Source organism: Neobacillus sp. 204, from assembly GCF_046562815.1.
GTDB lineage: Bacteria > Bacillota > Bacilli > Bacillales > Cytobacillaceae > Neobacillus.
In genome coordinates this window covers 145674-159768 of record NZ_JBJORY010000008.1, presented here as the reverse complement: position 1 = coordinate 159768, position 14095 = coordinate 145674, and the positions used below count along the sequence as shown (strand labels likewise).

The window sequence follows — 14095 nt, the reverse complement described above, 5'->3', positions numbered from 1 at the left end:
GTAAACTTTGTTGTTATTGAAAAAAGATGCCCGAATACACGCAGACTCTTCGAAAATGCTATCGCATTTCCTTCGTACGGTGATTATTCAAGGAAGCTTATTCAATGTTCTGCAGGATTAGTGAGCAGGGGGTGAGACCCCACAGCGAGGTGCGTGAGAGTTATCATGAAAGAAACTAGCTCCTTACTCGTAAATTCGTAGGTTAATTTGGTAAGAATGTTTTTTGAAAAACAAAAACCAAATCAGAGCTACATTACGGAAGGAGCTAATAATTATGATGGATACCACAAAATATGTAAGTTTAGACGTATCAAAAGAAAAAATTACAGTCGCTATTGCGGAAGAGGGCCGAGGAGAGCCCAGATCCTTTGGAATGATTCCTCCCCATCGTGATGATCTCATTTTTACTGTACAACTTTACTTCAAATGATCATTCAAAACATTTTCCTCGAGGACAGAAAACTTATCACCATAAACCCTCTCAATATGATGCTCTCCCCATGTACAGAGTGAATTTAGAATCCCCTCCAAGCTCCGGCCATATTCACTCAACTCATATTCAACCTTCGGAGGTATCTGATTATAAATAATCCGATTAATCACGCCATCCTCCTCCAGCTCCCGCAGCTGCTGCGTCAACATCTTCTGGGTAATATTCGGCATCAGCCGCTTCAATTCACTTGTCCGCTTTTTCCCATACGTCAAATGGCAGAGAATCACACACTTCCATTTCCCTCCAATCACCTCAAGCGTCGCCTCGACCGAAATATTATATTTCTTCTTCTCCATCTTCAGATCATCCTCCTTAATTCACAGAAATATAGGAACCAAAAAGTACCTATAGCACCACGAGGTATCTATATCACTTAAAAGTGCGTACTTCCGATAATTCTATATATACTCCATAATAACATTTGCCGGATGAAAACAATCATACCTTTTTAAATAAACCTACACAAATGAGGAGGAACATTCATGTCTTTAAATAAACAGCAAAGCACATTTGCACTTTTGGCCCTGGCCGTCAGCGCCTTCGCGATTGGCACCACCGAATTTATCAGCGTCGGGCTGCTGCCGCTCATCGCCCAAGATTTGCACATTCCCGTCACCACCGCGGGACTGACCGTTTCCCTATACGCCCTGGGGGTTACATTCGGAGCGCCAGTCTTAACATCACTTACATCAAGAATGTCACGTAAAACGCTATTATTATGGATTATGATCGTCTTCATCATCGGTAACGGAATCGCCGCAAGCGCAACATCCATCAGCGTCCTGCTTGCAGCGCGTGTGATTTCAGCTCTATCACATGGCATCTTCATGTCAATCGGCTCCACCATCGCAGCCGATCTTGTCCCGTCAAGCCGCCGTGCGAGCGCCATCTCGATCATGTTCTCCGGGCTCACCGTCGCCACCGTCACCGGCGTGCCATTCGGAACATTCATCGGCCAACAATACGGATGGAGGCATGCTTTCATCCTCATCGTCATCGTTGGTATCATCGGCTTCATCGCCAACTGGATTCTCATTCCTTCTTTCTTGAAAAAAGGAACCCAATCCAGCGCGCGAGACCAGCTCAGACTCCTGACCAATGGCCGACTCTTACTTTTATTCGTGATCACGGCTCTTGGCTATGGTGGAACATTTGTTGTCTTTACTTATTTGTCACCATTGCTACAGGAAATAACCGGTTTTAACGAAGGTTCTATTGCAATTATTTTACTTGCTTACGGATTGGCGATCGCGGTTGGCAACATGATGGGCGGCAAGCTCTCAAACCGCAATCCAATTGGCTCCCTATTCTATATGTTTATTGTCCAAGCCATTGTCCTGTTTGTCTTAATGTTCACGGCGCCGTTCAAAATCGCGGGCCTAATTACGATTATTTTTATGGGACTTCTTGCCTTTATGAACGTGCCAGGACTGCAGGTCTACGTCGTCATCCTCGCGGAACGCTACGTTCCGAGTGCCGTCGATGTAGCATCAGCCATCAACATCGCCGCCTTCAACGCGGGAATCGCTATCGGCTCCTACCTAGGCGGCACCATCACCGACAAGCTCGGCCTCATCCACACCACATGGATCGGAGCATTAATGGTCCTCACTGCGGCCATCCTAACAGGAGTGAGCCGAGCACTAGAACAAAAGGACCAACAGTCGTTACTTAAAAAAGCATGCTAAAATATCGCCAGATTTTTTGATTCGCTGATAAAATCTTAGATTCGCTGATAAATGACTCGGATTCGCTGATAAAAGCAAATTTTCGCTGATATATCTTAAAATCCGCTGATAAGGTGTAATTTTACATTATGATTTAGTCACTTAGGAGCTTAAATGTAGTTAAAAAACAGAAATTTTTATGAAAAACGCTAAAATAATGAATTTTTATAAAAACTAACAACTTAAATCACGAGGAGGAACATGTAAATGAACAATTTGCAAAGTACAACGACATTAAATAATGGAGTAAAAATGCCTTGGTTTGGCCTTGGGGTCTTTAAGGTAGAGGAAGGCCCAGAGTTAGTGAATGCGGTGAAAACAGCGATTCAACATGGGTACCGCAGCATTGATACCGCAGCCATCTATGAGAACGAAGAGGGAGTCGGACAAGGGATTAAGGAATCAGGCATTGCAAGAGAAGACTTGTTCGTCACTTCCAAGGTCTGGAATGCTGATCTTGGGTATGAATCAACCTTAGCGGCGTATCAAACTAGTCTAGATAAACTAAGTTTGGAGTACTTGGACCTGTATCTGATTCATTGGCCAGTAGAAGGTAAATACAAGGAAGCGTGGAGAGCATTAGAGACGCTATACAAGGAAGGTCGTGTCCGTGCAATTGGGGTAAGTAATTTCCAAGTCCACCACCTTGAAGACCTGATGAAGGGTGCAGAAATCAAGCCCATGGTAAACCAAGTTGAATACCATCCGCGCTTAACCCAAAAAGATGTTCAATCATTCTGTAGGGAACAAGGCATTCAGATGGAAGCCTGGTCCCCTTTAATGCAAGGTCAATTGTTGTACAATGAAGTGTTGGCAGCAATCGCAGCAAAATACAATAAATCTGTGGCCCAAATTATCTTGCGCTGGGATCTGCAAAACGGCGTTGTTACTATTCCAAAATCAACAAAAGAACACCGAATCATCGAAAACGCACAAGTATTCGACTTCGAATTAACCCAAGAAGACATGCACCAAATCAACGAACTAAACCAAAACCACCGCGTCGGCCCAGACCCCGACAACTTTGATTTTTAATATTTGAGGCACATATTTCGGTGTCAATTTCGGTGACAATTTCGGTGACAATTTTGGTGTCAGGCACCGCCCGTGGACACTTGCTAATATTTGTCCGCACAGTGTGGACAGACCAATTTTTGATTAAAATTGGTCTTTTTTTTTATTCATTTCCTTTTAGAAGGAGAAAAGGGAGGGTGACATGGTAGGGGGGGGCTGTTTCATTTAATTTAATACTTCTCTATTTTCCACCTTTATTGGTTAAACTAAGGTGACGTGCTCGAGGGGTGATGAATATGCGGAATCAGTTTGAAAAAAACATTTTACGGTTATTATTTGTTTTTGGGATTGGTACGTTCTTTAACTTAATCCGAAAGCCTCCTATAAAGGATTGGCTGCTTATTTTCTTATTAAAAAGCTATATTGCCACCATTCTAGACAATTTATTAGTAAAAAAGGGATATATAAAATACCCCGTTAACCTTTTTAAAACCTTTGATATAAGCGTTTTATTTAGTTATCTCATTTTCCCAATCAGCTGCATTTATTACAATCAAGTAACCAAAAATTCAAGTATATTCGGCATCATAGGTAAGTGCATATTATTCACTCTTCCATCGACATTAGTTGAGAGTTGGCTTGAAAGAAACACAAAGTTAGTCAAATACAAAAAGTCATGGACCTCACTACATAGCTTTGTATCGATAGGATTCACTTTTCTAATCGTGCGTGCCCTAATGGCCCTCATTGGGAGAACAGCCGAAAAGCAATAAACTAGGTGTCAGGCACCGTTTGTGTACATTTGTCCGCCAAGAGCGGACATAATTGAGGTCATTTTTTTAACCCTTTGCTATAATTGTTGAATAGTGACAGTAAGGGGGATGGGGAGAATGATTGGTAGAGTTAAGGATGATCGCTGGAATGCTAATTTATATGATCAAGAGCATGCTTTTGTTTCGCAATTTGGCGGGGATTTGGTCCAATGGTTAGCACCACAGCCAGGTGAAAATATCCTCGACCTTGGCTGTGGAACAGGGGACCTAGCCAACAAACTAAATCAACTGGGCGCCACCATCATGGGAATCGATAAATCATCAAACATGGTCCAGCAGGCACAAAACAAGTACCCAGGTCTAACCTTCATAGTCCAGGATGCGGTAAACATGAAGTATAACAATGAGTTTGATGCCATTTTCTCAAATGCAACACTAAATTGGGTGAAAACTCCGCAGCATGCCCTCCAGTCCATCTATGATGCCCTGAAACCTGGAGGCAGATTTGTCGCAGAATTCGGAGGGAAAGGCAATGTCCAAATAATCACCGATGAACTCATTCACCAATTAGGAAGCACCTATCAATCAGACCAATTTCCCTGGTATTTTCCAAGCATCGGTGAATACACACTCTTAATGGAACAAGTCGGATTTCGAGTAACGCACGCACAACATTTCGATCGGCCAACAACTTTAAACGGAGTGAATGGATTACGTAATTGGATTGAGATGTTCGCTCCTAGTATGCTTGAAGGCGTAACAAAGGAATCCAAAGAGCTTATCATCACTAGAGTTGAAAAAAATTTAAAAGAAGTTCTATTCCATAATGGTGACTGGAAGGCGGATTATAAGCGGATTCGTGTGCTGGCGGAAAAACAGTAAACGCAAAGGGACCGACTAATGGTTCCTTTTTGCATAGAAAAGAACATGATTTCGACTATATAACTAGTACTTTTTTGCAAGACACTCTCGGCAAAAATAAACGAACCTTTATCAGATTAATTTATTAGCGCTGTATTCTTAAATAGTAATACAAAACCTTTGTTCTATTGAATTCTATTCTGCTTCACATCGTTCAATTAATTTCATATCACATAGTGATTTGGGAAAGAATATCCAAGAGGTGGTATTGTGGATAAGAATAACTTAACACTCACATCTTCCGAAATAGGTACACTATGGGGAGAGTTTGTGAACGGAACAATGACAGATGTAGTAAATAGGTATATGGTTTCTATAATTGAAGACCAGCAAATAAAAGCTATTTTTGAGGAAGCCATTCATACCTTCGGAAAACAAAAGAAACAAATCATAACTTTTATAGAGGACGAGGGATTCCCTGTTCCAATAGGATTTACTGAATCCGACCTTTATAAAGGTAAACCGAGATTGTTCACGGATATATTTTGCCTGAATTATTTACATATCATGGCATTACATGGTTTGTTAGGGCACATAACTGCATTTGCTGTCTCGGTTAGAAAAGACTTAAGGGATTTCTACGGTTCATGCGATAATGACGCGAAAAACATGTATAATCAAACAATTGATTTATTGCTTGAGAAAGGAAATTTTCAAAGAGACCCTCAATTTTATCCAGCAAAAAACCCTGAATATGTTACCAGCCAAGATTTTACGGATGGATTTTTCGGAAAAGGCAGGAAATTAGCAGCGACTGAAATCATTAGTATTTCTTTAAATCTTAAAAAAAGTATTATGGCTAAAACGCTTTCTATTGCATTCAGTCAAGTTGCTCAAACAAAAGAAGTCCGAAAATTTTTAACGGATTCAGAAAAAACGGCGGATCAACAAATAAAGGCTTTTTCAAAAATTATGCAAACGGATAATTTACCTGCTCCGAAATCTTGGGAAACAGAAGTAACAACTTCGACGAACTCTCCTTTTTCCGATAAGTTAATGTTGTATCATATTGGCTTCTTATTTCAAGCAGCACAAAACTATCATGGGGCAGGGCTTGCCTCTTCCATGAGAACAGATCTTGTGGCGGCTTACGAGGGTACGATTCTAAAAAACCTTATGGTAACAAAGAAGTGGTTTGATCTTATGGTGAAAAATAAATGGTTAGAACAACCACCACTTGCTCCTAATCGAACAGAAATCGCCAAAGAAGTGTAGTAACTTTTTGTTAGAAAGGCCTTTAAAAAACCATCCTCTTTGAATAGGAGAGGATGGTTTTCTATGTCAAATAGAAATAAATCTTACTTACTAAACGACTCCGTTAATCAGATTTTCTATTTGCTCCTGTGAAAGATGTTTACGTACAATCTCCACATCTTTTCCACTACCGATCAAAACTAGATCATCGTGACTTGATAAAGGCTTTCTTCCTCTTGGTACAGATTCTGTGTATTTTTTCCAAACGCCATCGATCTTAGCTACTGATAGATCTCCTCTTTTCATCAGCAACCCATCAATACTTCTCGGCATTCTCAAACCTTTTATAAAGTGTTTTTTCGAAAAATAAAAATCCTCTTCCATGTTTTCATCTCCTTATTTGATAATAGTATATGCTATTTATGAATTTCCATCGTTTTTGTTCAACTTCTGGATGTGTGGTTGCTTTACTAGATACCCCAACAAAAAAAGGATAAAACCATAAGGGTTTTATCCAATAAAAATAAACGAACCTTTAAGATAAGAAAAAAGAAGTCCTCTTTAGTAAGATGGGCTCCTTAATGTATAAAGTAGATTAATGGACACGGATAATCTCGTAAATATTTTCATCGTGATGAACCCGGGTATGTTTGGACTCTAGTCGTTCAAACTCTTCGATTTCATCAAATGACTCGCCAAACCACCAGTGCTTGAGTTCAAATAAAAAATCTGTAAGCATCATAATTTCCTCCCTGTCGTAGGTTATTGGATCCTTATGACCCTATTATACATGTGAATCACTTCACATAAAAGCGGTTTCATAATAGGCGAAATAGCAAAATTATACAGAAAAATAAGAGAGTTTGGTCCGTCAATTTGTCGCCAATTATCCCAACAAAAAAAGGATAAACCATTGCGGTTTTATCCTCTTCTTGCCCATGTATACGCTGGTGCCTGACACCATTAACATCACAAACACCGTCACTACACTCAAAATCCCGACATCAGCCCAGATACACTAAGTCTTTCAGTTCATCCGTCGATAACTCAGTGATCCAGTTCTCACTCTGGATGATCTGGTCATTCAGGAATTGCTTCTTCTCAAGCATGGCATCAATCTTTTCCTCGAGTGTGCCTGTGCAAATCATCTTGTGCACGTGGACGAACCGTGATTGGCCGATGCGGTAGGCACGGTCAGTGGCCTGGTTCTCGACAGCCGGATTCCACCAGCGGTCGTAGTGGATAACGTGATTGGCCGCCGTCAGATTCAGCCCCGTTCCGCCGGCTTTCAATGACAGTAAGAACACCGGGAACTCTTGATTCTGGAACTGTTCAATCATTTCGTCCCGCTTCGCTTTTGGCACGCTTCCGTTCAAGAATGGCACTTCTATGCCAAATTTCTTCTTCAAGGTAGTTCGAATCATTTCGCCCATTTCGATATATTGGGTGAAAATCAGACAGCTTTCGCCCTGTTCCAAAACCGCGTCAATCAATTCGATAAGCTTCTCCAGCTTATTCGAACGTTCCAGCAGCTCGCGCCCAACTGACTTTTCCTTCAGATAGAGGGCCGGGTGGTTGCACAACTGCTTCAACCTACTAAGCATTTGTAAAATTAACCCTTTGCGCTCAAAGCCGGACAGCTTTTCAATTTCTGCAAACGTATCATGGATGAGCTGCTCATATAACGACGCCTGTTCAGCCGTGAGCGGACAATATTCCTTTTGCTCCAGCTTGTCAGGGAGATTAAGGGCAACTTCTTCATCCTTCTTCGTGCGGCGCAGTAAGAACGGCCGAATCAACGCTTGAAGCTGCTGCACCTTTTCCTTTTTCTCATCTTTTTCAATTGGAATCACGAACTTTTTCTGGAATTGCCCTAAGCTGCCAAGGTAGCCGTGATTGGTAAAATCAAAAATCGACCACAATTCCGATAATCGGTTTTCCATCGGTGTCCCAGTCAACGCAATGTGGTGGCGGCCGCGCAGCCTCCGGACCGCCTTCGACTGCTTAGTCTGGGCATTCTTGATATTCTGTGCTTCATCAATCGCAATTGAACTCCAAATCATCGCTTCAAATTCCGCCAAATCAATATGGCTCAGCCCGTATGAAGTCAAAACAATATCCGCATCTTTTGCCTTTTCGGTAAAAGCTTCTTCTTTCAAACGGTTTGACCCGTAATGCAGATGCACCTTCAACTCCGGTGCAAAGCGCTCCAGCTCCTTCTGCCAGTTTCCAAGCACGGAAGTCGGGCAAATAATCAGCGCCGCCTTTGTTGGAACCTTTGCAGCAGGCTTAGCATTGGCTTCTTCCTCTTTTTTGCTCCGCTTCTTCGGTTCACTTGGGGTGTCAGGCACTACAGCTAACTCACCCCCGACAACCTCTTTCACCTTCAACAAATAGGAAATAAGCTGCACGGTTTTACCAAGCCCCATGTCATCAGCGAGGGTGGCGCCAAACCCATACTGACGCAGGAACCAGAGCCAGCTCATACCAAGTTGCTGGTAAGGCCGAAGTTCTCCCTGCAGACCAGAAGGCACGTCCTCCATTGGAATTTCATGCACTTCCGACAGCTGCTTGATCATCTGTTTCCATTGGCGGTTCAACTCAATTTGAATTTTGGCAAACGCCTTTGGATTCTCGAGCTCGTCTTCAGTTGCTTCTGATTCCATCAGCTCCTGTTCGAGCAAGTCGCGGACATGCAATCCTTCTTTTTCAGCTCGTTTCATCATATCCTGAATTTGTCGAATAAATTGCGGATCCAACTTCACCCAGCGGCCACGAATAAAGACAAGCCGTCTTTTTTCCTCGACAAGTTTCCCAAACTCATCTTCAGACAGGTCGACACCATTCATCGAAAAGCGCCAATTAAAATCAAGCATAGCTTGGAGTCCGACAAAGGATGGCCGGTGACTCGATGTACCTTTCAGCGACGCTTTCACCTTCAAATTGGCATTTTTCATCGCCTGCCACCAAGAAGGGAGGAGGATTTCGACATCAAGTGCCACCAGCGTCTCACTTGCCTCGGTCAAAAACATCCACGCTTCTTCCTCACTCAGATGAGTTTTAAAGAAACCATCCTCGCCTAACCAAGGAATCAAGCGGACCCAGCGTTCCCGCTCACGGTCGACTTTTTCCAAAAAAGGACGCCATTTCGCGGGAATCTTGGTGGAACCATCAACATCATGAACCTCATCGACATTTTTCTTTCCTCGTAAAAATAAATCCAGGCTCCACGCACCTTCGCCATCTAGAGGCTCATCCAGACGGAGCCCAATCGTAAATGGTGTGTCGCTTTCTTTAATTCCGACCCATTCCAGCCAGCTTTCTTCATCAAAATAACGTGCGAGTTCGCTGCCGGAAATATTTTGCTTCCGGAGCAAGTCAAGCTTCGGCCCGAACAGTTCTTTCATCGCCGCATTCCGCGTCAAATAGCCGTCCAGGGCATCGTTATATAAGTTGGAAATATAATTTTTTGTTGTCCCAAGAGTGGGGTCTGTCGATTCATCGTTGACGGGTTCTTCAATCGTTTGCTCCCAAAAGGATGGATCAAACTCCTCCTTCACACGCTCAGGAAGCTTCCAGCGGAAATCGCCGTGCTCCCAGACCGAAAAGTCCGGCAGCCAATCTTTTTCGAGAATGCCCTCATAAAGCGCATGGGCGGTCGCCAGACAAATCTCAGATTGTTCATTCCAATCCCACTCGATATAGCGGTTAAATGACTCCTTGGCAAAAAGCGAGACCAGATGCCAGCTGCTCACAACTACACCTTCTACACCGTCCACGGTCTCCGTCTCAAGAAGCGTTCCAAAGAAGCTTTCCTCATGACTGCTGAAAACGAGATTCTTCCACCTAAACGGGCTCATCACATGACCTCGTTCATCCTCAGCAGTAAGAAGAAAACGACCTTCCCCGATTTTAGTTGTCAGCAATTTCATAAACCTTGTTTTAAGCATCGATACAAAACTCCTTTTTGTGGGGGAAAAAGAACATCATAGGCTATTTACTAGTTGGTGGTTTCCAAATAATGTCTAATGGCACAAAACCCCTTAAAAATGGCACAAAACATATAAAAAATGGCACAAAGGCCCCCTAAAATCGTACAAAACATATAAAAAATGGCACAAAACCCATCAATAACAAAATTCACACAATAATAATGAAGTCCATAAAAATCCATATTCCTTTATTATACCCAAAAATGTGTGGTTAGAGGAGGGCGAGTCTTGAAGTTTTTACAATAGGTGGACTATTGTACGTGGTTTGATAAAAAATGGGAACTAAATATGTCTCTAGACAAATCGGATCTCAAAAAAAAGGTACAAGCCCGCACAACAAACCCTAACGGTGCAGAAACTCGTACCCAACACTATCCCTCAATCAACTTACTCCGTTTACACTCCTCATGAAACGCCCGCAGCCGCTTGGTCCGCTCCAGCAACGTGTCCAAGAAATACTCCCAATCATCAACCCGTTTTAACTTCTTATACAGCGTCCGTAACTTCTTCAAATGCCGTACCGCCATCCGGTAACTGGCCCGGTTCTTCTGATCAATCTCCTTCTGCGCGGTCTGATGCAGCATCCCAAGCAGCACTTCAGGCTGCTCCTTCTCAATCAGCTTCAACCGGTCCTTCGGCAACTCGTAATAATCCAAGCCGACAAACGCCTGCAGCTCGCCCCAGCGGTCATACTGCTTCCGCTCAAACAACACATACTCATAATCCGAGAAACTGTACGGCAGCATCGCAAGCAAGGCCCGCTCATACAAATCGACTCGGTCACTTTCCGCACAATAAGGAGCCACCGATCGCAGCGCATTCCGTACAAACGTCGCACAGCTATGATAACCGCCGAGCCACTCCAAATACCCCTTCACTTTTTGCAAAAATAACTCAATCACCGCGCCGGCACGCTTCCACGCCTTCAGCCCCGACAAATAATCAATCCAAAACCCCAAATACGGCGCAATCTCCGCATCACTAAACGGACCAACTAACTTTAACGCCGCCTCATCATTCCCAAGCAAGAAATTCAAATGAATCCCAGCAAGCAACAAAGGCGCAGGGCTCTCCCAATCCTGCAGCACCTTCAGTCGCGCTTCAATCTTCACCAACTCTTCCTCACGCCACGCCTTCTTTTTAAAAAAATGAATCCACAACAGCCGGTACAAGAAAATCCGCTCATACTCCAAGCCCTGCGTACAGGTCAACAGCTCAAACGTATCCGCCCGTAACTTATCAACAAACTCATCAAAATCAAACGGCAGCGACTGCACACCAATCTTCATCGCGAGCTCCTCGGCATCATCCATCAAATTATGGAACAAATGCAAATAAGCCCGCTTCACCATATCCTCATCATGACCCAGCTGATCACTCAACTGCGCTAATTTCCGAAACGAAACCACAATCCCAACCAACTCATACAGCAAACGCCATTCCTGCTCGACCGGCGCGCTCGCATGAATCCGGCGCTCATAAATCCCAAACAACTCCGGAATCACATAAGGACTCGTGTACTTCTTTGTCGCCAGCAGCGTATCAAAACTCACCTCAAACGAATGAACCCAGCGGCCATAATCCGGCTTCGTTACTCCATTCGCCTTAATCAAATCCTTCGCCGTCTGCATCCCCCAGCTCGAAATCGCCTTCGACTCACGAATCGGCTCGCGCCACGAAGTCACCCAATCGGCCACACTGCCGTCTCTAGAATACGCACTAAAAAACACCGCCATCTGGTGCCGGCAAAATCCGTCACTAGGACACGTGCACTCACTCCACGACAAAAACTCAAAATTCAGTTTCACATAACAGGGTGTCACATCCTGAACCATGGCCGTAATCTTTTTATCCCATATCTGAAGCTGCTTCACCAGCCCTTGCCGGTACAGCATCAAACCCTTCTGAACCAGCTTGGCATCCTCCGTCACCGTCGGGTGCAGCAATTCCCGCACCTGATCCCCAAATAGCTCAATCTTCTCACTTGCAGGCGTCGACTCCATAGCCACAACCCCCTTTTCCAATACCAGTCAAATTTTTATAAAAATCCATATTCCACTATTATACCCAAAAAAGCACCTTTTTGAAAAATGAACTCAATCCAGCGTTCGTAACCTAATAAAACTCCAGCGTATCGTAGACAGTTCATGCAGAGTTAACCTATATGAGAGATAAGAACTATTAGAACTAAAAAATATTAAAATTAGTGGGTACCTCAAGAGTGAAATAGACTTACATAATATAAAAGTATTGGGTAATTATAGAAAATTAATGTTATAATTTGGATGAATAGGAGGGGTCATGTGAAAAAATACTTAAGAGTTTGGCTCAGTGCTGTTATTCTATTTAGTTTGCTTATCGGTACATCACAAACCACTACATTTGCCGCAAGCACCAAGAAAGTTCTCGGATATGAATTTACCAATGGTCTAGTTTTATTCAAGCAAAATGGTAAATATGGAATGCTGGATAAAAAAGGGAAGGTAGCCATTAAACCGCTTTATGAACAAATTGATCAATCCAAGCGCACCAATTTATTACGCGTGAAAAAGAATAATAAATACGGGTTCATTAATCAAAAGGGAAAAGTCATTGTCAAGCCGCAATATGATTATGCGGAGAATGGTCTTTACAATCCAATTATAGTGAAAAAGAATAGTAAGTATGGATTAATCAGCACATCCGGCAAAACCATCATTAAACCGAAATATGAAAGCATTGATCATTTCCACAATGGTGTAGCCGCTTACAAAAGCAATGGTAAGTATGGAATCATCGACACCAAAGGAAGGGTGATCCTACCGCCAACCTATGATGAAATCACCGATAACACTAATGGAGTGTTTACTGTCTACCAAGATAAAAAGTACGGTTTAATGAATAAGCAAGGGAAAGTCATCGTCACACCCGTTTATGATTCCATCAGTTCGTTTGAGAACGGGTTATTTAAAATAAAAAAGGATGGAAAATACGGGATCATCCATATAAGTGGAAAGGTCTTAACTGCACCAAAATATGATTCGATATCCCAGTTTTATAATGGCTTTGCCCAAACGAGACTTAACGGGAAATACGGTTTTATTAGCTCAAAGGGGCAAATAATCGCGGAACCGATCTATGATTCCGTTGATGTATTTAGAAGAGGGTTAGCTCCTGTTGTAGTCGGTGGCAAGCTTGGCTATATTGATACAACTGGAAAAATGATCGTTCAGCCTCAGTATGAAGCAGCCTATGATGGTGATGGAAGTTCACTCTATGAATTTTGGCAAAATGCAGCGGTTGTTATGAAAAACGGGAAGTATGGAATGATTAATAAAAAGGGTGAAGTGATTCTTGATTTTACCTATGATTCGATTAGTTTGTTTAACAAACAAGGGTTAGCGATTATTATGCAAAATAATAAATATGGTTTTGTTAATGATCAAGGCAAGATCATTGTTAAACCGACCTATGACTTTTTAAGACTCGCAACCTATGGGGATGGTCAGTTTACTGGTGATTTTGTTATTTTTAAGGAAAATAACCAAGAAGGGGTAATTAGCAGCAAAGGGAAGGTCATCATTAAACCGACATATGACCGCATCGATCCGTTTGAATATAAAGGTCTGATTCGAGTGAGACAAGGATCTAAATACGGAATTCTGACTTCAACAGGAAAAATCCTGGTCAAACCAAAATATAGCAACATTGAGCCGTTTTACAAGAGCGACTATAATTTAGCTTGTATTACCTATAAAGATAAATATGGTTTTATTAATGATAAAGGGAAAATCACCATTACTCCCCAGTATGATCAAGTAGGGAGTTTCAAAGAGGGTCTTGTTTACGTAAAGAAAAATGGAAAAGCAGGTTTTGTTGATAAAAAAGGGAAGGTAGTCATTAAATTGACCTATTATTAATAGAGTTAACAGGCCTGGATATTCCAGGTCTGTTTATTTTAGAGGATGGCTCCTTCTGAGAAAGAAGGGGTTTCTTATTTGT

The 14095-nt window shown here is 42.5% G+C and carries 12 protein-coding genes; 7 read left to right on the top strand and 5 right to left on the bottom strand.

What is annotated here, in order from left to right:
- Window positions 1-274 precede the first annotated feature (274 nt).
- The gene (locus ACJ004_RS17720) at window positions 275-430 is read left to right on the top strand and encodes a hypothetical protein (protein WP_410894469.1); all 156 of its coding nucleotides are present in this window, start codon (window positions 275-277) and stop codon (window positions 428-430) included.
- On the opposite strand, the gene ACJ004_RS17715 is transcribed toward ACJ004_RS17720, so the two are convergent.
- Window positions 418-789, bottom strand: a complete 372-nt coding sequence (locus tag ACJ004_RS17715; RefSeq protein ID WP_410894468.1) for a winged helix-turn-helix transcriptional regulator — start codon at window positions 787-789, stop codon at window positions 418-420. The two genes, ACJ004_RS17720 and ACJ004_RS17715, sit on opposite strands and share 13 nt — an antisense overlap.
- A 186-nt stretch (window positions 790-975) precedes the next feature.
- On the opposite strand from ACJ004_RS17715, the gene ACJ004_RS17710 reads away from it, so the two are divergent.
- The 5 genes from ACJ004_RS17710 to ACJ004_RS17690 all read left to right on the top strand — a co-directional run bounded on the left by ACJ004_RS17710 (window position 976) and on the right by ACJ004_RS17690 (window position 6143).
- Window positions 976-2181: an MFS transporter gene (locus ACJ004_RS17710; protein WP_410894467.1), complete on the top strand. Its 1206-nt coding sequence runs from the start codon at window positions 976-978 to the stop codon at window positions 2179-2181.
- A 246-nt stretch (window positions 2182-2427) separates the two neighbouring features.
- A complete protein-coding gene (locus tag ACJ004_RS17705) occupies window positions 2428-3255 on the top strand; it encodes an aldo/keto reductase (protein WP_410894466.1) in 828 nt (275 codons plus the stop codon).
- 275 nt (window positions 3256-3530) lie between these two features.
- Window positions 3531-4007, top strand: a complete 477-nt coding sequence (locus ACJ004_RS17700; RefSeq protein WP_410894465.1) for a CBO0543 family protein — start codon at window positions 3531-3533, stop codon at window positions 4005-4007.
- Between the two features lie 117 nt (window positions 4008-4124).
- A complete protein-coding gene (locus ACJ004_RS17695; RefSeq protein ID WP_410894464.1) occupies window positions 4125-4889 on the top strand; it encodes a class I SAM-dependent methyltransferase in 765 nt (254 codons plus the stop codon).
- 249 nt (window positions 4890-5138) lie between these two features.
- Window positions 5139-6143, top strand: a complete 1005-nt coding sequence (locus tag ACJ004_RS17690; protein ID WP_410894463.1) for a DUF3231 family protein — start codon at window positions 5139-5141, stop codon at window positions 6141-6143.
- 90 nt (window positions 6144-6233) lie between these two features.
- Here the strand turns inward: ACJ004_RS17690 and ACJ004_RS17685 are convergent, their stop codons facing one another.
- From ACJ004_RS17685 to ACJ004_RS17670, 4 genes are all read right to left on the bottom strand, one after another.
- Window positions 6234-6506, bottom strand: a complete 273-nt coding sequence (locus tag ACJ004_RS17685; protein ID WP_410894462.1) for a hypothetical protein — start codon at window positions 6504-6506, stop codon at window positions 6234-6236.
- A gap of 211 nt (window positions 6507-6717) precedes the next feature.
- On the bottom strand, window positions 6718-6861 hold the full coding sequence (locus ACJ004_RS17680; RefSeq protein WP_410894461.1) for a hypothetical protein: 144 nt from the start codon (window positions 6859-6861) through the stop codon (window positions 6718-6720).
- A 265-nt stretch (window positions 6862-7126) separates the two neighbouring features.
- Window positions 7127-10072, bottom strand: a complete 2946-nt coding sequence (locus ACJ004_RS17675; RefSeq protein WP_410894460.1) for a DEAD/DEAH box helicase — start codon at window positions 10070-10072, stop codon at window positions 7127-7129.
- Window positions 10073-10485: 413 nt separating this feature from the next.
- On the bottom strand, window positions 10486-12117 hold the full coding sequence (locus ACJ004_RS17670) for an SWIM zinc finger family protein (RefSeq protein ID WP_410894459.1): 1632 nt from the start codon (window positions 12115-12117) through the stop codon (window positions 10486-10488).
- A 300-nt stretch (window positions 12118-12417) separates the two neighbouring features.
- On the opposite strand from ACJ004_RS17670, the gene ACJ004_RS17665 reads away from it, so the two are divergent.
- Window positions 12418-14013 (top strand): WG repeat-containing protein, encoded by a 1596-nt coding sequence (locus ACJ004_RS17665; protein ID WP_410894458.1) that lies wholly within the window; start codon window positions 12418-12420, stop codon window positions 14011-14013.
- Window positions 14014-14095: the final 82 nt, after the last annotated feature.

Excerpts from the sequence above, each read along its gene's own strand:
- ACJ004_RS17670 (WP_410894459.1), bottom strand. The coding sequence starts at position 12,117 with ATGGAGTCGACGCCTGCAAGTGAGAAGATTGAGCTATTTGGGGATCAG.
- ACJ004_RS17720 (WP_410894469.1), top strand. The coding sequence starts at position 275 with ATGATGGATACCACAAAATATGTAAGTTTAGACGTATCAAAAGAAAAA.
- ACJ004_RS17705 (WP_410894466.1), top strand. The coding sequence starts at position 2,428 with ATGAACAATTTGCAAAGTACAACGACATTAAATAATGGAGTAAAAATG.
- ACJ004_RS17675 (WP_410894460.1), bottom strand. The coding sequence starts at position 10,072 with ATGCTTAAAACAAGGTTTATGAAATTGCTGACAACTAAAATCGGGGAA.
- ACJ004_RS17710 (WP_410894467.1), top strand. The coding sequence starts at position 976 with ATGTCTTTAAATAAACAGCAAAGCACATTTGCACTTTTGGCCCTGGCC.
- ACJ004_RS17695 (WP_410894464.1), top strand. The coding sequence starts at position 4,125 with ATGATTGGTAGAGTTAAGGATGATCGCTGGAATGCTAATTTATATGAT.
- ACJ004_RS17700 (WP_410894465.1), top strand. The coding sequence starts at position 3,531 with ATGCGGAATCAGTTTGAAAAAAACATTTTACGGTTATTATTTGTTTTT.
- ACJ004_RS17680 (WP_410894461.1), bottom strand. The coding sequence starts at position 6,861 with ATGCTTACAGATTTTTTATTTGAACTCAAGCACTGGTGGTTTGGCGAG.
- ACJ004_RS17685 (WP_410894462.1), bottom strand. The coding sequence starts at position 6,506 with ATGGAAGAGGATTTTTATTTTTCGAAAAAACACTTTATAAAAGGTTTG.
- ACJ004_RS17715 (WP_410894468.1), bottom strand. The coding sequence starts at position 789 with ATGGAGAAGAAGAAATATAATATTTCGGTCGAGGCGACGCTTGAGGTG.